Origin of the sequence: Agrobacterium sp. CFBP2214 (assembly GCF_030209895.1) — a bacterium.
In the GTDB taxonomy this organism is placed as follows: Bacteria; Pseudomonadota; Alphaproteobacteria; order Rhizobiales; family Rhizobiaceae; genus Agrobacterium; species Agrobacterium radiobacter.
In genome coordinates this window covers 63,685-84,980 of the sequence record NZ_JARVRC010000008.1, presented here as the reverse complement: position 1 = coordinate 84,980, position 21,296 = coordinate 63,685, and the positions used below count along the sequence as shown (strand labels likewise).

Sequence of the window (21,296 nt, the reverse complement as noted above, 5' to 3'; positions counted from 1 at the left end):
GGATCGTAACTGTTTCTGCCTCAGATCGTGCTGGCCTTCGGGTTGTCGCTCGCAAGCAGGCGTGCCATCGCGTCGGTGATGGTGAGGTCGTCATAGGGCTTCGAAAAGTAGCGGCTTCCAACCGGCAACATGCTTTCTTCGACAATGGCCGCACCGGATGCGACGATCAGCTTCAGTGGTGGCCATCGGTCGCGGATGTAGTGGGACAGCTTGATACCGTCCATCGTTCCTGGCATCTGGACATCGGTAAACACGAGATCGATGTCATCTCGTGCTTCAAGGATGCGGACCGCCTCGTCGGCGTCGCCAGCTTCCAGCGCTTGATAACCCGCCGACAGGACGAGATCGACTGCGCTCATACGTATTAGTGGATTGTCTTCCACGATCAGGACGACCGGTTTGCCGTTCTTCATTATTCACTCCCTGTATGAGTATGGCTGCAAAAACGCGCCGCAGGGCTTCGGGGGCCGGTTCGTTTCTTAAGCCGCCGGCGAAACTTCGGTCAGCAGACCGGGCGTTTGCCTGCGGGTGACCGTCACCACCGTACCCGGGTCAGCGTCAGTCAGCGTGATCTCGCCTTCGAGGTTCTTCACGAGTGCTTCCACGATGCCGGTGCCCAAGCCTGCCTTAGGCGCGTCGCTGCCGACTGGCATTCCAATTCCATTATCCGTAATTGAAAGCGTCCAGTCTTGACCCGAGGATTGATAGTCGATCTCGATCAACCCGGTTCGCTCATCGGTAAAGGCGTGCTTGAGGGCATTGATCACGAGTTCTGTGACGATGAGACCCAAGCTGATGGACACATCTGCAGGGACCGAGCTGTCATCCACCGTCACCCGGATCGATAACCTCTCGGGGTCCGCGATCATCGATGCACCGAGACTTTGGCAGAGCTGCGTAAGATAGGTACGCAGCTCGACGTTTCCGCCGGCAGATGTTGAAAGTTGTCGTTGCAGCGCTGCGATCGACATGATGCGGTGGCGGGCGTCATGCAGATGCCCACGTGCCTCTTCCGATTGAACGCGGCGGGCGCTTTGCATCAGCACGCTGGCAATGATCTGCAGGCTGTTGGCAACCCGGTGTTGGACCTCCTGCAGAAGGATGGCCTTGTCGCGAACCAGGTCGTCTTTCAGACGAGCCTCCGCGCGCATGTCGGTGACGTCGGTTATGGCGACAAGCAGGCGAATATGCTCGAGGTCGCCGTCGTCGAGCGTTCGCGCGTTGATAATCAACTGTCGCGTTTTCTGGTCCGGTCGCTTCAGGTCGATCTCATAGGCATCGATGTTGGCACTGTCGGTGACGGTCGCCGTCAACAGGGACTCGAGCTTGGCCATTGCCCATTCGCCGTGCCCGAGTTCTGCGAGACGCTTGCCTCTTACGGAGGCCGGGGGATCTCGAATGCCCGGCAGAAGGATGCACTCGCTGCGATGATCTTCAGATCATCGGACAGGAATAGCAACGGTTCGTTGGATGACATCACCATGGCAAGTGTGCTTGGCGCTTCGAAATGCACGATCGGTGTCTGTGACATAATGAGGCCCTCATGGGCCGAAGACTCACGGCGCAAGTCATGACTCGGCAGGAGTGTGGGACAAGGCGCTGAAAGCCATGTCCGACATAAGCACTGTAACAGATATCATTCGTGGAGCTGCATTAATTCTGCCGGGCGGGTCTGATCGCGTTTATCTGAATTTGCAATGACTCATTGGGGCGCTTACTGCGCGGACACTGTTATGAGTCAGGATCTCCGATCGATGACGGACTTCGGGAGGCCTTGCTGCCACAACCACTTTTGCCTAAGGCGTCCGCAAAAGCCGCTAGTCACCACACGGCCCCGTTGCGGAAACTATTTCCGCTTTGCGCCCGCGTTTTGGTCGGAGGGCCCCCGATAGCGCCTTCCCGAAAGCGGAGCTAAGCTTCGACGGCATCAATACGCCATGGGCAGCCATCGGCTAGACCGCTCAAACTTCGGCAAGTCGCTGTGTCGCGTATTTGTCATCCCAAGAGGCGGCTGCTGCCCATGCGGTCGATGCTGCGCGGCGATGTCATACGCCCCGGCTTCCAGACCGGCAGCGTTATGGGGCAAGACGAGGTCAAGGTCGTGCCCGTCGATATCGACTCATCCCAGTCGATCGGAGACGAAACTTTATCACCAGATGCGCTACGATGGCCGCTATGGTGGCGTGCCCGACTCTTTGAACAATACACGTGCGTAGAAATCCACGCATTCTCCAACCCGTACGGTGACCTCCTCATCGCTATCGTTCCATGGTGTTTCAAGGCCAATAGCGGCCCTGCGCAAGGGCTCAGCAACAAGAGCGGCAAGGATCATCCGGGCAGATCGGTTGACATCCAATGATGGAACATCGGCTTGGTACTCGCGCAGCCAGGTCGCCACGGCCAGCACCCCTCGCTCGACCCCGTTTCGATTATAAATTTCTGCGAGCCGTTCTCGACCGTCCTTGTCAGCACAAATGAGACGGAAAAGGGCTACAGCTTCCTTGGACAGGGCGATCCGGTAAATCCTGCCCAATAGCGCCCTCAGGCTCCCCGGATCACGACGCGCCTCGCCTGGCCGGTGATCTCCACTGGTTTGGAGTTGCTCAGTCCAGGACGCTACGATTTTCCCGACCAGTTCCTCACGATTGGCCGCCATAGCGTAAACAGTCTTTTTGGCAACTCCTGCGTTACGCGACACCGCATCGATGCTGAACTTGGCAAATCCCTGGTCAAAGAGAAGCTGTGTTGAGGCTTGGAGAATTTTGCGTTCCACCTCAAGCCGATTACTGGCCGGACGCCCTCTCGCTCGCTTTACCAACTCTTGATCTCCTTGACTAACGTCGTACGAACGGTGTACCGACTATATTTAGGAAACGCAATGCGTTTCCTAAATATAGGAGATTGAAAATGCAATATGATTTGGAAGCAGCAATTCCTGTCGCACTGCTGCACGCCGACCCAATTAGACTGGAGATGGGGATCGAGCGCTTGGGCTCCGGCACCCTCACGGTCGCCTGCAGAACGATAATGCCAGGGTGCAATGGAGCGATGCTGGAATGGTGGTTTAAGTATTTTGAAACCGACGAACATCTTCGCTGGTGGCATCCGATTGATCACAAGCGCCATTTCGGTTGGGACGAGCTTTGGAAAAAAGGTGAGAACTACATCGGCGCGACAATCAGGGCGACGGAGTCGCTAGGAGAGGTTCCTGCGGTCAATGCAACCATCAAATTCCTAAGCCCAGCCGCATATTTCAGTGCCACGGACATCGATGCGGCAAAGCAAGCCGGCGGCGTATCCGCACTTTTCTACGCCGGCATTGGCTTTGGCGATGATGTTGAGATTGACGAGCATGGAATTCCAATAGGCGGCCGGATGATGCACGTCACACGGGACACGCCCGGTGGCCTCGTTCTGCGAAGCAGATTCGTTCTGGGTCTCGATAGCGACAAGGGCGGCCACGCTGTCCCGGACGAGATCGGACTGGGGCTGATGCGCCATTGCCATTCGGAGTTCTCGTTCCTCGCGAAGGCACTTCCGTCTGCATATTACGGTGATCTCGCAAATTCTAGACCTGCCGACAACTGGTAGCTTCGCCCGACTGGAATAACACAAGATACCTGACCAGCACGGTGACCGCCATTGTCAACGGTCACAAGCAAAGCCGGATTAAAGAACTCCTATCGTGGAAGTATGCGGCGACGTAATCTGCGCCAATCGGAATGCTGTCCCCCGACCCAATATGGGCATTGGGCCGGGGAGCCTTGTCAACTATCGAGGAGAGCCGTGCCGTAGGAATTGTCTACAGCGCATAACCAGTTCCCAGACGAGTCTCTACGAAACACATAGGTGGCACGTCGTACCGTCGATGTCGCAATGCCGCTTTCGTCGACTGCATCCAACCAGGTTTCCATGATGACCAACGCTGTGTCCCCGCCCTCGATCACCTCGATCCTCCCTTGGCGGACTTCCAATTTACCTTGGAAATAGGCAGAGATTGCTTCGAACGCTTTCCTGATCTGGTCTTTGCCTTTGGCGTACATGCCTGCGTTGACCACCAAGGTGGCATCATCAGTGTAAAATTGCATCAAGCCGTCGAAGTCTTTGGCCGATATGGAGCGGTCTGCAGACTCGATGAGGGCTTTCAAGGGATGGCCGGACATTCTGGACTCCAAAATGGCCGCGAGCGGAAAAACAAAACCCGCCTCGCGGCGGGTTGCTTTGTCTGGAAAGTTGACGTGCTTAACCCACCACTCGATGAATGGTGCTAATAATCAAAGTGAAAGCGCGAACAAATTCCATAGCGCGTCTTTATCACCAGCGTCGGCGACTGGCAAATGATCACTGTTGGTTTCCGCGCGGAACTGAGCCGGTGGGGGTGCGGATAAAAAGTTGGACTGCTCTATAAGTTCAGGCCGAGGCTCTTACGATATTCGACTGGGCTTAGCGATCCCAGCGATATCTTGATACGCTTCTCGTTGTACCAGCGAATATAAGCATCTACCTCAGCGACGAACTGTTCGACTGTGATGGTCTTCCAGTCTCGTGGATAAAAGAGTTCCGTTTTCAACCGGCCGAAGAAGCCTTCGCACGCGGCATTATCTTGCGAGCACCCCTTTCGGGACATCGAGCGAACCAGTTTGGCTTCACTGATCCGGGTAAGCCAGCCAAGCCAGCGATAATGAGCTCCGCGATCGGAATGGACGATTGGCCGTTCCTCGTCGTCGGTCACCGTTTCGATGGCGGCGTCCAGCATTGTATTGACTAGCCCCGCATCTGGTTGCGTTCCAATCGACCAACTGATGACCATGCCGTCGAAGCAGTCGATGATAGGCGAAAGGTACACCTTCCCGGCTGGGATCTGGAACTCGGTGATATCTGTCAGCCATTTCACATTCGGCGCCTCAGCATGGAAGTCGCGATTGATCAGGTTCTCGGGTGCCGGACTGATTTCTCCCAGATATGATCCAAAACGCCGTCGACGCGGTCTGGCGACGACTAACTGCTCCTGCTTCATCAACCGCTGCACAACCTTTTCCGAGATTGTCACACTCTGCCTGGCCAGCGACGCCTGTAGTCTGCGATAACCATAGCAACGACGGTTCGCCTCAAAGATTTCCGCAAGGCTGTGGCGGACGGCGGCATACTTGTCTGCCAGACACAAGCGGGCGCGGTGGTAGAAGTAGGAGCTTCGGGCTATTCGCATCTGGGTGAGCAGTTCCGGCAAGCAATAGGTGTCCTTAAGGGCGTCAATCAGTTGTGTCTTCTCCCGATTACTCAGGATCTGCAGATCGACGCCCAGGTCTTTTTTATGAGTTCATTGGCCTTCTTCAGGAGATCATGTTCGAGTTGTAACTGGCGGACATCACGCTGAAGGGCTTCAAGTTGTCGCTCGAGCTCTTCACGTTCAGGCACCTTGGGATGGGCTTTGCGGCGTTTCATGGATGACGGGGCCTCATGACCGAGAAGCTGATCTTTCCAAGCGTACAATGTCGGCCTTGAGACGCCTAGCCGGTCAGCCACCTGTTGAGCGCTTTCATCTCCACCGCATAGTCCGATAACGCCCGTCTTCCGGATCTCCTCGCAATAACCAGGGTGCCACGATCGACCGACCATCGATGTTCGCGTTTCTGGAAAGGCCTCCCGGACCCAGGCGGTCAGAGTCCCTCGTCCAGGATAGCCAAGTGCCCGCATCGTCGCAGAGATGCAACGATCATGGGTACGAAAGTGCTCAAGTGCCGCCTGCTTTTCAGCCTCGGAATATTTTGGCGCTCGGGCAGCCGACTGAACACGCAGGTCGAGATGCTGTAAGTACTCACGGTACCAGCCCCTCAGCGCATTCTTGGTGGGATAACCCAACTGGCGAATGGTCGCGTTAAGCCGCTTGCCAAGGCGGATATAAAGCTCAACGGCTCGAAGTCTGTCTGCGTAGGAATACATGAACTACCTCCTGGTGGCCCAAGTTTTCGTCCGCATCCCCTTACGCGCCTAACCGGCTCAGTTCCGCGCGGAAACCAACATATTCCATGTGATTGGAGTGTTTTTGTTGTACGCGGACGCTCTCACAATGCGCGGCGAAGCAGTACCGTCACCTATCGGAACAACCGCCGCAGGCCATATTCTTTGAACCTGTCATAAGGTGCAAAGCTGTCCTCCGCCTTCATGCGGACCAGGGCACCTTCGTAGGCTTCGATCAGGAAGGCAGCGGCCGCATCAGCCGTGACACCAGGAGCCAGCGCATCGGCATCCTCGGCCTCGCGAAGAACTCCGCGCAGGCTGGACTCCCAAAGTGCAAAGCATTTTTGCAGTGCCATGCGAAGCGCCGGGCTGCGGGTGGCAAGGGTCTGCGCCACAACGCCATAGAGGCAGCCACCGAGCGGCTGCTCGCGACGCAACTCCTGCTCCAGCGTGGCGAAGTAAGTTTCCAACCGCTGCAGAGGGCGTTGCGTCTGATCAGTCAGAAGGATAACCAGAGTCTGGCGATAGTGTTCGGAATAGGCGTCCAGCACGGCACAGGCGAATGCCTCCTTGCTGGGGAAGAAATGATAAAAGGACCCCTTGGGCACGCCGGCCTCGGCCAGGATCGGACCGATACCTACACCATCGTAGCCGTTCGCTAGCAGGGCTTTTAGCCCCACCTTGATCAGCTCTTTACGCGTTTCGTTTTCTACCATACAGTTCAGAGTAGACCGGTCGTCTAGCGCGGTCAAGACCGGACTGGATGACAGGAGAGCAACATGGACGCCAGTGTAAGTGAGGACCGAATGGATGCGGGCGAAGGCCCTCTACGGCACAAGGAACGATGGCTGTACGGGGCGCTGCTCATCACCGCCTCGACTCTGATGTGGAGCAGCGCCGGCTTCTTTGTCCGGGCGCTTGACCTCGACGTCTGGACCATGGTGGCCTGGCGCTCGCTGTTCGCCTGCCTCTCCCTGGTGCCACTGGCTTTCATGCTGCGCGGGAGAGCGCTTCTCCAATTGCGCCGGAGCGTCGGAACCGGCGGGGCGGTAGCGATGCCCGTCATGGCCGTGGCCATGTTCAGCTACGTCGCAGCACTGAAGCTGACCAGCGTCGCCAACGTCATGGTCGTCTATGCCACCGTGCCCTTCCTTGCAGCCGGTCTGGCCTTCCTGCTGCTAAGCGAACGGCCCGGCCTGCGTGCGCTCTGCGCCGCCGGCGTGGCCTTTCTCGGGGTGAACATCATGGCTGGCTCGGCCACCGCCGCGACGGATATTGCCGGCAACGGCTTTGCGCTGTTGATGACGATGGGGTTTGCTGCCTCCGTCGTTATCGCCCGGCGCTGGACCAGCTACGACGCGACATTGGTGACGGGGCTGGCCAGCGGGCTCTGTGCGCTGGCCTGCTTCGCAGTAGCATTCGCCTTATTGCCGACGTTGCCCGTTCCGAGCCTGCCACAATTCGGCATTCTCTTCCTGTTCAGTCTGGCTACGCAGAGCCTCAGCTATCTGTTCTTCCTGTTGGGCAGCCGCCATGTGCCGTCAGCGGAAGCGGGGCTGATAGCTTTGCTCGACGTCGTTCTAGGGCCGCTTTGGGTGTGGCTGGTCTTCGCCGAAGCACCTGGCACGCCGGCCCTGATCGGTGGCGCGCTCGTGCTGCTGGCCGTGGTGGGCTACCTCACGCTGCCGCGCCTACTGCGAGCCTAGTGGAGACGCGTATGAGGTCGGCCCCCTCCCTGTGACCGAGGCGCTCATAAGGTGTCTGCTGCCATCCGCTCACCGACGACAATGCCGGTGAAGCACCCACGCGGCCTCTCCTCCGGGCTGGTCTGACGCCGGGCCGGCCTTCGCCTGCAACGGCTTCGCCGACCTTCTTCCCCTTGCTCGCAAGGGGCGGCTTCGGACAAACAGTCAGGAGATACCAGAATGGCTCAGATCGGCACCTTCACCCGCGACGAAAACGGCAACTTCGCCGGGACCATCCGAACCCTCGCACTCAGCGTCAAGGCCACCATCAAGCCCTGCGACCGCGACAACGACAAGGCACCCGACTACCGCGTCAGCGCGAAGCGGCCGGGTTCCTCGCAAAACCCGGCCTGTGGTTCCGCCGCATCTCTGGCGTTGCCATTCGTGTCATCTAACAAACAGTTTCAAGCGTCAACCCACTCAGGGCGCAAACACGGGGGCAACACGCTTTGCGCTGTCGAAGTCGGCACAATCGGCGATGGCTTCACACCCGCCTTCTCTCAAGTGTCCATAAATTGTGAAGAACGAAGCGTCGTTGCGAGAATATCCATCCTCAGCAATCGACGCTGCGATTGCTCCGAGCGCATTGCGGATGGTTGACAGGCGGGGGCCATTGAAACTTCCATGCGGCTTCGTCAAAGAATATCCGCTATCTCCGTCTATGCGACATTGACAAGCGCGCGCGCCATCCGACCCCGGCAACGATCGTGCGGCCAGCACGCAAGTGATGTCTCCACTGTGATCCCGCGTGGCCAGCACGTTCGAAGCAGACGCCTTGTGTCGATCTCGAAGCGGCGGGTCGTCCTCACCCGGATGCACGATTGCAACGGGTAGCCCGGAAATTTTGCACTGCATTTGTTCGGTCTCTCACGGCTCGCGGCACTACGCTCTTTCATGGGACTGATAACAAAGTGAAATTCCAGTTTCACGGAAACTGGCATGAAATCTGCTTCTTCTTTTTTGCCGGGCAGAGACCTGGCGGCAAACAAGAAGAGGGAACAGCATGATGCAGATATCCGGGAAGACGCCTCCGATGCTCAAAGGCCTGCGGATAGCAACGCTGGCGGGCGTCGCCATAGTCTCGCTGATGGCGGGGAATGCGTCAGAAGCCCTGGCAGTCGGGACGCTTCGTATCGGCATGACCGCCTCCGATATACCGCTCACCACAGGTCAAACGGATCAGGGTGGCGAAGGCCAGCGTTTCATGGGCTATACGCTTTACAATGCATTGATCGAATGGGACCTCTCGAGCGCAGACAAACCCTCGGCACTGATCCCGGCGCTTGCGACCTCCTGGGAGGTCGATCCCGCCGACAAGACAAAGTGGACGTTCAAACTGCGTGATGGCGTCAAATTCCATGACGGCAGCACATTCGATGCCGCCGCAGTGGTCTGGAACCTCGACAAGTTGCTGGTGAGCGATGCACCGCAGTTCGACAAGCGCCAGTCGGCACAGGGCAAGTCGCGCATTCCGGCAGTTGCCTCCTACAAGGTCATCGATCCGTTGACGGTAGAGATCGTCACCAAGACCCCCGACGCTACACTTCCCTACCAGTTGAGCTGGGTTCTGATGTCCTCCCCGGCGAATTGGGAAGCGCAAGGCAAGAACTGGGATGCAGTTGCCCAGAAGCCTTCCGGCACAGGCCCATGGAAAATGGAAAGCGGTTTTACACCGCGTGAACGGGCTGAGCTGACGGCCAACAAGGACTATTGGGACAAGGCGCGGGTGCCGAAGCTCGACAAGCTGGTTCTTGTGCCGCTTCCCGAACCCAATACACGCGTGGCAGCCCTGCGGTCCGGTCAGGTGGACTGGATCGAGGCACCGGCGCCGGATTCGGTCAAGTCTTTGAAGGATGCCGGTTTCAGTATCGTCACCAATTCCTATCCGCATAACTGGACGTGGCATCTGTCGCGCGTCGAAGGCTCACCGTGGAACGATATCCGCGTTCGCAAGGCTGCCAACCTTGCGGTTGACCGCGAAGGCCTCAATGAACTGCTCGGCGGTCTCTCCGTCCCGGCTCAGGGTTATCTGCCACCCGGGCATCAATGGTTCGGCAAGCCGACTTTCAAGCTTGAGTATAATGTCGAGGAAGCAAAAAAGCTGATGGCCGAAGCTGGATACGGCCCGGACAAGCCCATCACCACAAAGGTTGTGATCTCTTCATCCGGTTCGGGTCAGATGCTGCCGCTCGCCATGAACGAATACATCCAGCAGACCCTGTCGGAAATCGGCATCAATGTCGAATATGAGGTTGCCGACTGGAACACGGTTATCAACATCTGGCGCGCCGGTGCCAAAGACCCGAGCGCAAAGGGTGCCAGCGCCATCAACTACAGCTACTTCATCCAGGACCCTTTTACGGCATTGATCCGCCAGTCACAGTGCAATCTGGCGCCGCCAAACGGCACCAACTGGGGTTTTTACTGTGACCAGGAAATGGATGCCCTGTTCAGTCAGGTGCGCAACACCTTCGATGCGGCTGAGCAAGACAAGGTACTCCAGAAGATTCATGAGAAATATGTCAATGACGCGCTCTTCCTGATGGTGACGCATGACGTCAACCCGCGCGCCATGTCCACCAAGGTCAAGGGCTTTGTTCAGGCACAGAACTGGTTCCAGGACTTTTCGACGATCTCCATGGATCCCTGATTTTTGCACAGCGACAGGGCGGGAATGACCCCGCCCTGTCATTGCCGATGCCCGATCTGACTCTCACGAGGACATCATGCTGCTCTACGCCATAAAACGACTGTTGCATGTCATTCCCGTCGCGATCGGCGTGAGCATTGTGTGCTTCATGCTGATCCATATCGCCCCTGGTGATCCGCTTGCCGCGATTTTGCCCTCGGATGCCTCTGCGGAAATGCAGGCCCAGATGCGGGCGTTTTACGGCCTCGACCGTCCCTTGCCGGCGCAATATGCCCTTTGGGTGTGGCATGCCGTGCAGGGTGATCTTGGGACGTCGATAGCGACAGGGCGTCCCGTTCTCGCCGATATCATTGATGCGTCGATCAATTCGATCATTCTTGCCCTGTCTGCGGCGGTGATCGGTTTTGTTGGCGGAGCAACATTGGGATTTCTTGCCGGTGTCTTTCGCGGTGGATGGGTCGATCGTCTGTCATCGGGAATATCGATGCTTGGCGTCAGCGTGCCGCATTACTGGCTCGGCATGGTGCTGGTCATCACCTTTTCGGTCACGCTGGGCTGGTTGCCGGCGATGGGGGGCGGCCCTGGAGGGTCTTCCGGTCGAAGCTTCGGCTGGGAATATCTCCAGTATCTTGTTCTGCCGGCAGTCACGATGTCGGTCATTCCGATGGGGATTATCGCCCGCACGATCCGTTCGCTGGTAGCAGACATTCTTGCCCAGGATTTCACCCAGGCGCTTGCGGCCAAGGGGCTGATGCGAGGTCATATCCTGCGCCATGTCGTGCGCAACGCCGCGCCCACTGCACTTTCCGTCATGGGCCTGCAACTGGGATATCTTCTCGGCGGGTCAATTCTGATCGAGACGGTATTTTCCTGGCCTGGTACCGGCTTTCTTCTGAACGGTGCAATCTTCACCCGTGATTTGCCGATCCTGCAAGGCACCATCCTGGTGCTCGCGATGTTCTTCGTTGTCCTCAATCTTTTGGTCGACGTGTTGCAGAGCGCCATCGATCCCCGCATCCAGAGGAGCTGACAATGGCTGCCATCACCATAGCGTCCGAAATTCCCATCGAGAAAATTACCAAGTCTCCCGGCTTCTGGAGCGGCGTTTTGAGACGTCTCAGTCGCGATCCGGTCGCGATGGTGGCGCTGGCACTCCTCGTTCTTCTCATCCTTATTGCCATTTTCGCCCCTTATCTTGCGCCTTACGACCCGGCAAAGGGCAGTGTGATCCGCCGCCTGAAACCGATTGGAACGGAAGGATATATTCTCGGAACCGACGAACTCGGTCGCGATATGCTGTCACGTTTGATCTATGGGGCACGGCTGTCGCTGATCATGGGGGTCGTGCCGGTGCCTATCGCGTTTGTTATCGGCTCGGCAATCGGCATCATTGCCGGTTATACCGGCGGCTTAATCAACACCCTGATTATGCGCACGGTCGATGTTTTCTACGCTTTTCCGTCGGTTCTGCTTGCCGTCGCGCTGTCGGGAGCACTTGGGTCCGGCCTCACCAACGCGCTGGTGTCTTTGACGGTGGTGTTCATTCCGCAGATCGCCCGTATCGCCGAAAGCGTGACAACGCAGGTGCGAAAGCTGGATTACGTTGATGCGGCACGCGCATCGGGTGCCCCGGCCTTCACCATCATTCGTGTTCATATCCTTGGAAACGTGCTTGGCCCGATTTTTGTCTTCGCCACAAGCCTGATTTCGGTGTCGATGATCCTTGCATCAGGCCTGTCGTTCCTGGGGCTGGGTGTACGCCCGCCCGACGCAGAATGGGGGCTGATGCTCAATACGCTGCGCACGGCGATTTACACCAATCCCTTCGTCGCGGCTCTGCCCGGCGCGATGATCTTCATCACTTCGATCTGCTTCAACCTTTTCTCAGACGGGCTGCGCACAGCCATGGACGTGAAGTCATGATCAACATCGTTGGAAAACCGGCTTTCGAACTGCCTGTTGGTGAACGGGGTGGCCCTGCCCAGCCGTTGATCTCCGCTCGCGGGCTGCTCAAGCATTTCCCGGTCAAGGGCAGCGGCTTTCTCAAGCCGAAGAAAGTGGTGCGCGCTGTAGACGGGGTCGATTTCGATATTCTGAAAGGAGAGACGTTGGGTGTGGTCGGTGAAAGCGGCTGCGGCAAGTCGACGACGGCACGACTTTTGATGCAACTGATCGAACCGGACCAGGGCGAAATTCTCTTCGACGGTGAAACGGTTGGAGGCGCACTGCCGCTTTCGGCCTATCGCCGTCAGGTGCAGATGGTTTTTCAGGATAGTTATGCTTCCCTCAATCCGAGACTGACGATCGAGCAATCCATAGCATTTGCTCCACAGGTTCATGGAACGCCAGCCGCAAAGGCCATTGCGAGAGCACATGATCTGCTTCAACGCGTAGGTCTGGAGCCGTCGCGTTTTGCAGGCCGTTATCCTCATGAATTGTCCGGCGGCCAGAGGCAGCGCGTCAATATTGCCCGGGCGCTGGCGCTTGAGCCAAGGCTGGTCATTCTGGACGAGGCGGTCTCGGCCCTCGACAAGTCTGTGGAGGCGCAGGTTCTCAACCTGCTTCTCGACCTCAAACGCGATTTCGGCCTGACCTATCTGTTCATCTCACACGATCTCAATGTCGTGCGCTTCATGTGCGACAGGGTCATGGTCATGTATCTCGGCAAGGTAGCGGAAGTGGGCAGTCGCGATGCGATTTACGGCAATACGATTCACCCCTATTCGGCGGCACTTTTGGCCTCTATGCCGAAGATGGACCCGGCCGAGCGAACCGAAGCGCCGCCGTTGACGGGTGATCCGCCAAACCCGATCGATCCGCCCTCCGGTTGTCGCTTCCACACCCGCTGCAGTTTTGCGGAGGATGTCTGCCACCGGACATTGCCACCGTTGACCGGCATTTCCAGTGATCAGGCCGCAGCCTGTCTCATGGCGGTACCTGGTTCCGGCCATAGCCGCGCCCCTGTAATGATGGAGGCATGACCATGCAGAATGATGCGATGATCGATATCAGCAATCTTTCGGTAACGTTTCGGCGTGGCGGAAAGGCGGTAAAGGCCGTCAACGGTGTCAGCCTTTCCGTGAAGCCTGGAGAAGTGGTCGCCCTGCTCGGTGAATCCGGTTCGGGCAAAAGCGTGACGATGCGCTCATTGTTGCGGCTTCACCCCAAGGGAACCTTGATCGAAGGCGGCATGACGGTTGACGGGCATGATATCATGTCGCTTTCCAACCGTGCGCTTTCCGATCTGCGCGGGGCTGTCGTCTCCATGGTTTTTCAGGAGCCGCGTCTGGCGCTTGATCCCGTCTATACCGTTGGTCGGCAAATCGAGGAAACCATCATGCGGCATGAAAAGGTGTCGCGCGGTTTAGCTGCCGAACGGGCGCTTGCCTTGTTCCAGAAAGTCCGTATTCCCTCGCCAGAGCGACGCCTTTCCAATTATCCTCACGAAATGTCGGGCGGTATGCTTCAGCGCGCCATGATCGCGATGGCGCTTGCGTGCAATCCCAAAGTTTTATTGGCCGACGAACCGACGACAGCACTGGATGCCACAGTCCAGATTCAGATCCTGCTGCTCATTCGCGAGCTGCAGCGGGAATATGGTCTGTCAGTCATCTTTATCACCCATGACATCGGCGTGGCGGCCGAGGTGGCTGACCGTATTGCAGTCATGTATGCAGGTCGTATCGTCGAGGAGGGGCTGGTTGGCGATATCATCCGGAATCCGCGTCATCCCTATACAAAAGGCTTGCTTGGCGCGCGCGTCGAACTGGCCGAAGGACGCGACCGACTGGTCACCATTCCAGGCGCCCCACCCGATCTGGCGGCAATGCCACCGGGTTGCGCTTTCGCGCCGCGATGCGTGCAGGTGAGCGATCTTTGCCAAAAGCAAATCCCGCCACTCCTTCCGCTTTCCGGCGGTGCGGGTGTTGCCTGCCTTTTTCCCGATTGAACACCCTTGAATCCAGGCGCTACCCATAACAACCGAGCAGGACAAACAAACCCTCGTGGTCATGCAGGAACGATGAAACGCATAGGATTGATCAACCCGAATACCTCGCAAGCGACGACCGCGATGATGACAGATATCGCCCGTAGCTACCTTCCGGAGGGGTTTGCAATCGAAGGGCACACCGCGGCACATGGTGTACCCATGATCCTCAACGACGTCGAACTGGCCGCTGCCGCCGACAGCGTCGTGGAGACAGGGCGCAAGCTGGCCCGCCGGAACGACGGCCTCATTGTCTGCGCTTTCGGCGATCCAGGGCTGGAGCGCCTCGCTGTTACATCCGGCGTTCCCACCGTCGGCATCTGTCAGGCCAGCATGATGGAAGCCGCGGCCGGTGATCGTCGTTTCGGGATCGCCACCGTGACCCCCGATTTGGTGGGTAGTTTTGCTGCAAAGGCGCAAACACTCGGCGTGGTGTCGCTTTTTACCGGTACACGACTAACCAGGGGAGATCCACAGCACCTGGCTTCAGACCCGGCAGCATTGCAGACAGCGCTGGAAATCGCTGTTCGGGAGTGTTTCGAGCGAGACGGCGCCGATGTCGTCATCATAGGTGGTGGCCCACTGGGACAAGCGGCTGACAACCTGCAGCGTATCGTGTCCATGCCAATTATTGCACCAATCCGGTCAGCTGTGGAGCTGCTCATCCGCACAATGGAGCTTGATGGAGGGACAAACCCCGCGCAACGGTAACGCATATCGGCTTGCCAGTCATGCAAACTGTCGCTTTTTCTATTGCAAGCCGCACCAGGGCGACTGAAGATTGTGGCGTTGAGATTTCACCGGAGCATCGTGTGCCCAAGGAAAGATCATTCCTGTTCCGCGTTAGGCAATCCCTGCCGGATCTTCACCCCGCAGAAAAGCGGATTGGAGAATTCGTTTGCGATTTTCCCGGCGAACTCGCCAGTTATTCTGCCCAGGAGCTTGCAGCACTGGCGCATGTTTCCAAGGCAACCGTGACACGTTTCATCCGGCGGCTTGGCTACGAAAATTATGAGGAAGCCAGACGACACGCCAGGGCGGAGAAGCAGACGGGTTCGAGGCTCTTTCTGGCGCGGGCTGCCGATGCTGGAGCCAGACAATCGATCAAGGCGCATGTCGCACAGGCTCTCCTCAATATCGAAGCCACATTTTTCGGAATTTCGGAAAACCAGATCGACGGTGCCGTCACAGCACTACTTCTTGCACGCAAGGTCTGGGTGATAGGCTTCCGCAGCAGCTACCCCTTTGCAGCCTATCTCCAATGGCAGCTTACTCAGGTCATCGAAAGCATTATCGTTATCCCGGGTGCCGGGCAGACCATGGGCGAGCATCTGGTCAGCATTGGTGAAAATGACGTCGTGATTTTCTTCGGACTGCGTCGAAGAACCAGCCAATCCGATGGGATCGTCGATCAGGTGAGACACTCGAAGGCAAAGCTTCTTTACGTGACCGACGAGGGCGCTCCCTTTGAGACGAAGGCGACGTGGCACTTTCAGTGCCAGACGCTCGCGCCAGGACCGCTCTTTAATCATACGGCGGTGATGGCTCTCTGCCATCTTCTCATAACCCGTTGCCTTGAAAAGGCGGGGGCGACCGGTCGCACCCGCCTGCGCAATATAGAGGCCCTTAACGAAACACTGGACGAACTGTGAGTGACTTGCCTCTTGGCACAGATCGAACAGGCGTGGCTATCCGTCACCGACTTGGTCGGTGGCGTCGCCACCTACCGCACGTTTGGATTTTTGTCGCGAGGCTTCCTGAATGCAACAAGAGAATTGCAGTCAGGGGCAAGTAGGTCATGTTTCTCGGCAAAAGCGACAAAAAGGCTCCGCGCGGTCTCGGCTTCAATTTCATCGGACAACGCTGCCCGGCACGCGTTGACAGCGACAGCGTGCGCTCTGTCTCTGAGGGCCTGCGGCCACTCGCACAGATGCCGGTACGCCTCCGTCACCCCGCGTATCTCGACCGGAAAACCCAGCCCCACAAGAACGGTGACCGGTTCATGAAACATTCCTGGTTTCATTTTTCTCTCCTTCCCAATCCTGACACATTATGGAGAGCCGTCTGAGCGGGTCTCCTGGACAAGGTCCGTTTAAGCTGCCTCCTGCGCGTCGATCTGGACTGATGCAGGCGATGCAAGCGCGGGTGAGTCCGCTCGGATCTCGATTTTTCGCGGCTTGAGCGCTTCCGGTATCTCCCTGACAAGACTGATTGTCAGGAGACCGTTTCGGAGATCGGCGCTGCTGACCCTGACATGGTCGGCAAGCTCAAAGCGATGCTCGAACGGACGGCCTGCGATGCCGCGGTGCAGATAGCCGTTCCCGGCGTTTTCCTGCCTCCTCCCGCTGACCTTCAAGAGATTTGACTGAAAGGTAATTTCGAGCTCATCGGGTGAAAAACCGGCTACCGCAAGTGCGATGCTGTAGGTTTCTTCGCCAGTCTTTAGAATGTCGTAGGGCGGCCAGTCGTTGAGCTGGCGCGCGCGCTGTGCATTTTCAAGCAGATTGAACACCCTGTCGAAGCCGATCGTCGACCGGAATAACGGTGCATAGTCAAAAGAGGTCGTCATAGCCATATTCTCCTTGAAGCAACATGGGCATGGAAGCGCCGTAAGACAGCGCCTCCATTCGGCCGGTCCAACTTTCAGCAACCGGCGCATAACGATTTGGTTTTCAGATCCCGTTGTTCAAGAGGGAAAATAAAAAAATCCGAGCCGGGCGAATGAGCGCGCATCTCGGCGTCATAAAGCGCTCGAAAAATGACGACTAGCGGCCAGCGGGCTGTGAGGTTTCCGTTCCCAAGAGAGGGAATGGCGTAGAATCGAAGCGCCGGCGCGCGGTAATCTGGGACACTTAACTTCTTCCAGGTGTTGGTAGAGCCCGTCGTATCAGTGAGACGGACGGAATGGAGCATGCACGGTTCACGGACGAGCAGATCATCGGGATACTGAAACACCAAGAGCGGCCTGAGGACGGCCGTGATCGCGACCTCAGAGCCTCCGCAATGGCTACGACGCAACGGGAAGCACGTTCTCGCTCGGCCCTTGTCATTCCCACGGAGCTTTCCCGACCGTATGATGACCTATTTTTTGTGGTTGCCCGAAAGAGCAGCCGTCATGCCAAGACCGATATACACGAAACCACTGACCCAGCGTTCAGCTTTCAGGTAGACAGGACTACGCTTCAGCCAGTTGCCCGCCGTGCCGGCAGCAAGTGCATAGGCGCCATCCGTGAGCACGCCGATCGCTGTGTAGAGAATCCCGAGGAATGCGACCTGCATTGCCACATGGCCACGGTCGACCTCAACGAACTGCGGCAGGAATGCCAGAAAGAACAGCGCGGTCTTCGGATTGAGGAGGTTGACTATGAAACCCTCACGAAAGATGCGCATGCGGCTACGCGCTGGCACCATCCCTTCTATGTCCGGAAGATCCGATGGGCCGAAGAGCTTCTTGAGACCAAGCCAGATCAGATAGGCCGCGCCCGCATACTTTACCACGCTGAAGGCGAGAGCAGACGACGCCAGAAGCGCCGACAGCCCCACAGCGGCTGCGACGACATGAACCAGCGTGGCCGAATGTATGCCGAGAATCGAAACGAGACCGGCGGAACGACCTTGCTCGACGGAGCGCGCGAAGATGTAAAGAACCGCCGGTCCCGGCACGAGAAGCAGCACCAGCGTGGCGCTGACGAACAGGCTGAGATTGGCGGTGCTGGGAATTATCAAGTCCATGGTTGTCCTACTCCCCTCTTTGCTACAATAGAGATAGCATCGGACCGTGTCCGATGCGAGATCAGCTTGCTGTGTCGTCGCCGGGAATTTCCGCGATCGAGCCGCCTGGATTTTTTCACTGTAGCTGGGTCTCGCCAACCCCGTCCAGAGAATTGTCCGGATCTTCCGGCGCGTTGGCGGGACCTGGCGCTATGGCGCCCAGGCCTTCGCGGATGGAACGTCCCGCTTCCTTATCCGGAGGAACGCACCATCCCTTTTAATGGAGCTGATGGGTTCGACACGCTACTGGCAACGTCTCGCTGCAACATCAGCGTGAGGATCCACAACGACGTATCGGTGTGCCGCCGGCGTCAAATACCGGTCTCGCGGCATATCACCACACGCCAGCCGTCAGGATCCTGATAGGTGAAGCTGCGCTCGAGCCAGTATGGATTTTCCGGTTCCAGGGGCGCATAACCCATTCCTTGCATCCGCTCGTTGAGGCGATCATAAGCATCAGGCTCGGTGATGTATAGCACCAGCAGATTATCGAAGCTTGGAGCGGGACACGAACTGCCCTCTGCGTGTCGGGTAAATTCAAGATGCACAGACTTGCCGGGTAGGCCGAGCATGATGCCATCGTAGCCGGCGTGAGCTTCGAATCGGGCGAGCTCCGGCAGGCCCAGGCCACCGCGATAAAACGCGACTACGTCCTCAAGCTTGTCGGTCGGCCTGGCAATGCGCACCTGCACCGGTACAGCGTCACCGCCCAGCGAATATACGCTCGGGAAGGTTCTGTCGTGATTATCCATGGTATTTCTCCTGCTGGTCAGGATTGAGTGGGAAGTTGCGACACCTGGCACACCGTTCGCCAAAGAACTGGGCTCTGCATGACCAGGACACCGGCGACAACCAGCAGCGCTCCTGCGAGACGATATCCGGAAATCGGCCTTGCCGTAAAACCGACAATACCGAAATAGTCGATCGTGATCGAAGCGAGGATCTGGCCCGCAATGACTGCCGTCATGAAGCCCGCAGCCCCGAGCTTCGTGGCAAGAAGGAGCGCCACCGTGATGTAGGTCACTCCGGCAATGCCTCCGATCCAGATCCACTTCGGCTGGACGGAGAGATTTGCGATCGTCGGCGCGGAAACGCGCAACGCAATCATCAAGGGTACGACGAGGATGGCGCTTGTCACAAGCGATACCACTGTCGCCCAGAGGGGGTGGCCAAGAGCGCGGCCGAGCGCCGCATTCGCGCCGGCCTGGAAGGGGACAAGAGCGCCAGAGATCAGCGCTGCAACGAGGAAAGCCAAAGGCTGCATGAGAAGATGTCCTTTCGCGACTTGAACAGGCTCTTCTTCTAATTATGCATCTGGACTATGTGAAATTCAGATTACGGCGGGTATCATGCACAGCATGAATAATCTTCGCGGTGTGGACCTCAACCTTCTGGTAGTACTCGATGCGTTGCTATCCGAGCGCCACGTATCACGCGCGGCGCTGCGGCTGAACATGAGTCAGCCGGCGGTCAGCCACGCGCTGGCGAGATTGCGCGTGCTTCTTGAAGATCCTCTCTTTACGCGCCACAGCGGCGGTCTGTCACCGACCATCCGCGCGCTCGAACTCTCACAGCCGGTGAAGGAAGCGCTTGCCCAGATACGCGCGGTGCTTGGGCCCGGCGGGTTCGATCCGGCGCGAGGCCGGCACGTTTTCAGGTTGGCAATGTCGGATTACGGCGCCAGCATCATCCTGCCCGAACTGATGTCGCTGATAGGGCGATCGGCGCCGGGCATAGATCTGTCAATCACTCAGCTGAGCCGGGAAGGAATGGTCGCCGGGGTGGTCGACGGAGATATAGATCTGGGCCTTGGCGTGTTTCCGCACCTGCCTGCCCAGATTCACTCCGAGTTATTGTTTTCGGACCAGTATGTCTGCCTTGTAGATCGCGCTACTCTTCCGCCATTGGCCGACCGGATTGACCTGGATGCCTATCTCGCCCGCCCCCATGCGCTGGTCGCCGTTCATGGTGAGGCATCGACAGAGATTGATGAGACCATTCACACGGCAGGATTCAGTCGCCGGGTGGCGCTGGTGCTCCCGCACTGGAGCGTCGCGCCAAATACAATTATCGGGACCGACCTCATTCTCACAGTCGCCGCGAAAAGCCTGGAGACGCTTCGGCGCCACAAGAGATTGGTCATACTGCCTTCGCCAATCGAGTTCCCTCCGGTCCCGTTCACGCTGATCTCGCACAAGAGGCGACAGGCCGATCCCGCACTCCGATGGATCCGGGCCGCGATCAGTGCGATTGCGCATCCAGTTTCGCCGGGCAATAATCAAAGAAGTCGACCTAGAGCCAGATTTCTGGCGATCCGAGATGTCCGTTCGACCTTGACGTGCGATTGAACTACTGTTGTTCCGACCCCGAAAGGACGTCGGCGCATATAAGTTCTGAGTGAAGGGTGGGGCGGGAGTTCGAGGGGCGGGGCGTCAGGGGAGCCACCTCGAAGGTGGCCAGGTTCCTCGCAAAATCCGGTCTGTGGTTTCACCGCATCTCCCGGCGTTGCCATTGGTGGCATCTAGCAAACAATTTCAAGCGTCAATCCACTCAGGGCGCAAAGTTGTGAGGCAACACGACTGGCGCTGTTAGAATCAGGGCAATCCGTGATGGCTTCGCAACCACCCTCTTTGAGGCGCCCATAAATTGTGAAGAACGAAGCCTCTTTGGGAGAATATCCGCCCTCGATACAGTCCGCACCCTCGTCAGCAGCTTCAAGAGTTGTGAACCTGCTCCAATCCGTCTCCTTCAAAGCCGTGCAGCAATTGAACAGCTCCGCCGAAAAGAGTGACGAGGCGGGGCGCATCAATGTGCACCCTTCAGCCTGGCCTTCTCGGCTCCAAGGAGCCAGAGCGCCTTGTTGAGCTTGATGTCCTGATCGATGCCGGTAAACGGCGCGGGATGTGACACGCCGGCGGCGGCCATGAATTGGCCGGAAGCGCTCTGATCTGCTTTCGTGTGCCTACGTTGCGAAGATCGATGGCGCGGTCTTGCGCAGTTCGTCTTCGGTCAAGGCGCGGCCGGTGTCGAAACATGCGGTGCTGGGGTATACGGTCATGACAGGCTCTCCGTTGTTGCCACAGTTCAGGAGCAAGCCCCGCAGTGGGTGAAGCCTTTACCCACCGTTCCGGTGGATGTGCTCTCACATCCTCCGGAACGAAGGGGGAGGGCGAAGTCCGCTCCC

At 57.8% G+C, this 21,296-nt stretch carries 22 protein-coding genes and 1 pseudogene; 11 read left to right on the top strand and 12 right to left on the bottom strand.

Features of this window, described 5'->3' with window-relative positions; genetic code table 11:
- Positions 1 to 20: 20 nt before the first annotated feature.
- The 3 genes and pseudogenes from QRN60_RS20875 to QRN60_RS20865 form a co-directional block, all read right to left on the bottom strand.
- The gene (locus tag QRN60_RS20875) at positions 21 to 413 is read right to left on the bottom strand and encodes a response regulator (RefSeq protein ID WP_111785275.1); all 393 of its coding nucleotides are present in this window, start codon (positions 411 to 413) and stop codon (positions 21 to 23) included.
- 66 nt (positions 414 to 479) lie between these two features.
- Positions 480 to 1,531 (bottom strand): annotated as a pseudogene (locus QRN60_RS20870) (sensor histidine kinase).
- A gap of 642 nt (positions 1,532 to 2,173) precedes the next feature.
- The gene (locus QRN60_RS20865) at positions 2,174 to 2,818 is read right to left on the bottom strand and encodes a TetR/AcrR family transcriptional regulator (protein WP_111785274.1); all 645 of its coding nucleotides are present in this window, start codon (positions 2,816 to 2,818) and stop codon (positions 2,174 to 2,176) included.
- 89 nt (positions 2,819 to 2,907) lie between these two features.
- On the opposite strand from QRN60_RS20865, the gene QRN60_RS20860 reads away from it, so the two are divergent.
- A complete protein-coding gene (locus QRN60_RS20860; protein ID WP_111785273.1) occupies positions 2,908 to 3,591 on the top strand; it encodes a DAPG hydrolase family protein in 684 nt (227 codons plus the stop codon).
- A gap of 176 nt (positions 3,592 to 3,767) precedes the next feature.
- On the opposite strand, the gene QRN60_RS20855 is transcribed toward QRN60_RS20860, so the two are convergent.
- The 3 genes from QRN60_RS20855 to QRN60_RS20845 all read right to left on the bottom strand — a co-directional run bounded on the left by QRN60_RS20855 (position 3,768) and on the right by QRN60_RS20845 (position 6,674).
- Positions 3,768 to 4,163, bottom strand: a complete 396-nt coding sequence (locus QRN60_RS20855; protein WP_111785272.1) for a YybH family protein — start codon at positions 4,161 to 4,163, stop codon at positions 3,768 to 3,770.
- 239 nt (positions 4,164 to 4,402) lie between these two features.
- A protein-coding gene (locus QRN60_RS20850; protein ID WP_111817888.1) for an IS3 family transposase occupies positions 4,403 to 5,940 on the bottom strand; the annotation gives its coding sequence in 2 pieces (ribosomal slippage) (positions 4,403 to 5,304 and positions 5,304 to 5,940; 1,539 coding nt in all).
- Positions 5,941 to 6,092: 152 nt separating this feature from the next.
- Positions 6,093 to 6,674 (bottom strand): TetR/AcrR family transcriptional regulator, encoded by a 582-nt coding sequence (locus tag QRN60_RS20845; protein ID WP_111785270.1) that lies wholly within the window; start codon positions 6,672 to 6,674, stop codon positions 6,093 to 6,095.
- A gap of 63 nt (positions 6,675 to 6,737) precedes the next feature.
- Here QRN60_RS20845 and QRN60_RS20840 point away from each other — a divergent pair, with 63 nt between their 5' ends.
- The 9 genes from QRN60_RS20840 (at position 6,738) to QRN60_RS20800 (ending at position 15,993) form a co-directional block, all read left to right on the top strand.
- Positions 6,738 to 7,664 (top strand): DMT family transporter, encoded by a 927-nt coding sequence (locus tag QRN60_RS20840; RefSeq protein ID WP_284766577.1) that lies wholly within the window; start codon positions 6,738 to 6,740, stop codon positions 7,662 to 7,664.
- Between the two features lie 219 nt (positions 7,665 to 7,883).
- Positions 7,884 to 8,303: a DUF736 domain-containing protein gene (locus QRN60_RS20835; RefSeq protein ID WP_236760601.1), complete on the top strand. Its 420-nt coding sequence runs from the start codon at positions 7,884 to 7,886 to the stop codon at positions 8,301 to 8,303.
- Between the two features lie 487 nt (positions 8,304 to 8,790).
- Complete coding sequence (locus tag QRN60_RS20830) at positions 8,791 to 10,353, top strand: ABC transporter substrate-binding protein (protein WP_236760611.1); 1,563 nt, start codon at positions 8,791 to 8,793, stop codon at positions 10,351 to 10,353.
- A gap of 76 nt (positions 10,354 to 10,429) precedes the next feature.
- Entirely contained in the window at positions 10,430 to 11,383 is a 954-nt protein-coding gene (locus QRN60_RS20825) for an ABC transporter permease (protein ID WP_020808191.1), read from the top strand.
- A 2-nt stretch (positions 11,384 to 11,385) separates the two neighbouring features.
- On the top strand, positions 11,386 to 12,276 hold the full coding sequence (locus QRN60_RS20820; RefSeq protein ID WP_087747324.1) for an ABC transporter permease: 891 nt from the start codon (positions 11,386 to 11,388) through the stop codon (positions 12,274 to 12,276).
- A complete protein-coding gene (locus QRN60_RS20815; RefSeq protein ID WP_087747322.1) occupies positions 12,273 to 13,334 on the top strand; it encodes an ABC transporter ATP-binding protein in 1,062 nt (353 codons plus the stop codon). The genes QRN60_RS20820 and QRN60_RS20815 overlap by 4 nt, the downstream gene beginning before the upstream one ends.
- Positions 13,331 to 14,302 (top strand): ABC transporter ATP-binding protein, encoded by a 972-nt coding sequence (locus QRN60_RS20810; protein ID WP_111785266.1) that lies wholly within the window; start codon positions 13,331 to 13,333, stop codon positions 14,300 to 14,302. The genes QRN60_RS20815 and QRN60_RS20810 overlap by 4 nt, the downstream gene beginning before the upstream one ends.
- Positions 14,303 to 14,374: 72 nt before the next feature.
- Complete coding sequence (locus QRN60_RS20805; RefSeq protein ID WP_111785265.1) at positions 14,375 to 15,052, top strand: aspartate/glutamate racemase family protein; 678 nt, start codon at positions 14,375 to 14,377, stop codon at positions 15,050 to 15,052.
- 101 nt (positions 15,053 to 15,153) lie between these two features.
- Positions 15,154 to 15,993, top strand: a complete 840-nt coding sequence (locus tag QRN60_RS20800; RefSeq protein ID WP_020808186.1) for a MurR/RpiR family transcriptional regulator — start codon at positions 15,154 to 15,156, stop codon at positions 15,991 to 15,993.
- A 71-nt stretch (positions 15,994 to 16,064) separates the two neighbouring features.
- Here the strand turns inward: QRN60_RS20800 and QRN60_RS20795 are convergent, their stop codons facing one another.
- The 5 genes from QRN60_RS20795 to QRN60_RS20775 form a co-directional block, all read right to left on the bottom strand.
- Positions 16,065 to 16,364, bottom strand: a complete 300-nt coding sequence (locus tag QRN60_RS20795; RefSeq protein ID WP_020808185.1) for a DUF982 domain-containing protein — start codon at positions 16,362 to 16,364, stop codon at positions 16,065 to 16,067.
- A 69-nt stretch (positions 16,365 to 16,433) separates the two neighbouring features.
- On the bottom strand, positions 16,434 to 16,910 hold the full coding sequence (locus tag QRN60_RS20790) for an Hsp20 family protein (protein ID WP_020808184.1): 477 nt from the start codon (positions 16,908 to 16,910) through the stop codon (positions 16,434 to 16,436).
- Positions 16,911 to 17,422: 512 nt separating this feature from the next.
- Positions 17,423 to 18,073, bottom strand: coding sequence for a LysE family translocator (locus tag QRN60_RS20785; RefSeq protein ID WP_020808183.1), 651 nt, complete (start codon positions 18,071 to 18,073; stop codon positions 17,423 to 17,425).
- Positions 18,074 to 18,423: 350 nt separating this feature from the next.
- Positions 18,424 to 18,864 (bottom strand): VOC family protein, encoded by a 441-nt coding sequence (locus QRN60_RS20780; RefSeq protein ID WP_020808182.1) that lies wholly within the window; start codon positions 18,862 to 18,864, stop codon positions 18,424 to 18,426.
- Between the two features lie 17 nt (positions 18,865 to 18,881).
- A complete protein-coding gene (locus QRN60_RS20775) occupies positions 18,882 to 19,376 on the bottom strand; it encodes a DMT family transporter (protein ID WP_111792139.1) in 495 nt (164 codons plus the stop codon).
- Positions 19,377 to 19,461: 85 nt separating this feature from the next.
- On the opposite strand from QRN60_RS20775, the gene QRN60_RS20770 reads away from it, so the two are divergent.
- Positions 19,462 to 20,460, top strand: a complete 999-nt coding sequence (locus tag QRN60_RS20770; RefSeq protein ID WP_111785263.1) for a LysR family transcriptional regulator — start codon at positions 19,462 to 19,464, stop codon at positions 20,458 to 20,460.
- Positions 20,461 to 21,074: 614 nt separating this feature from the next.
- Here the strand turns inward: QRN60_RS20770 and QRN60_RS20765 are convergent.
- Entirely contained in the window at positions 21,075 to 21,170 is a 96-nt protein-coding gene (locus tag QRN60_RS20765) for a phosphoribosylamine-glycine ligase (protein ID WP_111785164.1), read from the bottom strand.
- Positions 21,171 to 21,296: the final 126 nt, after the last annotated feature.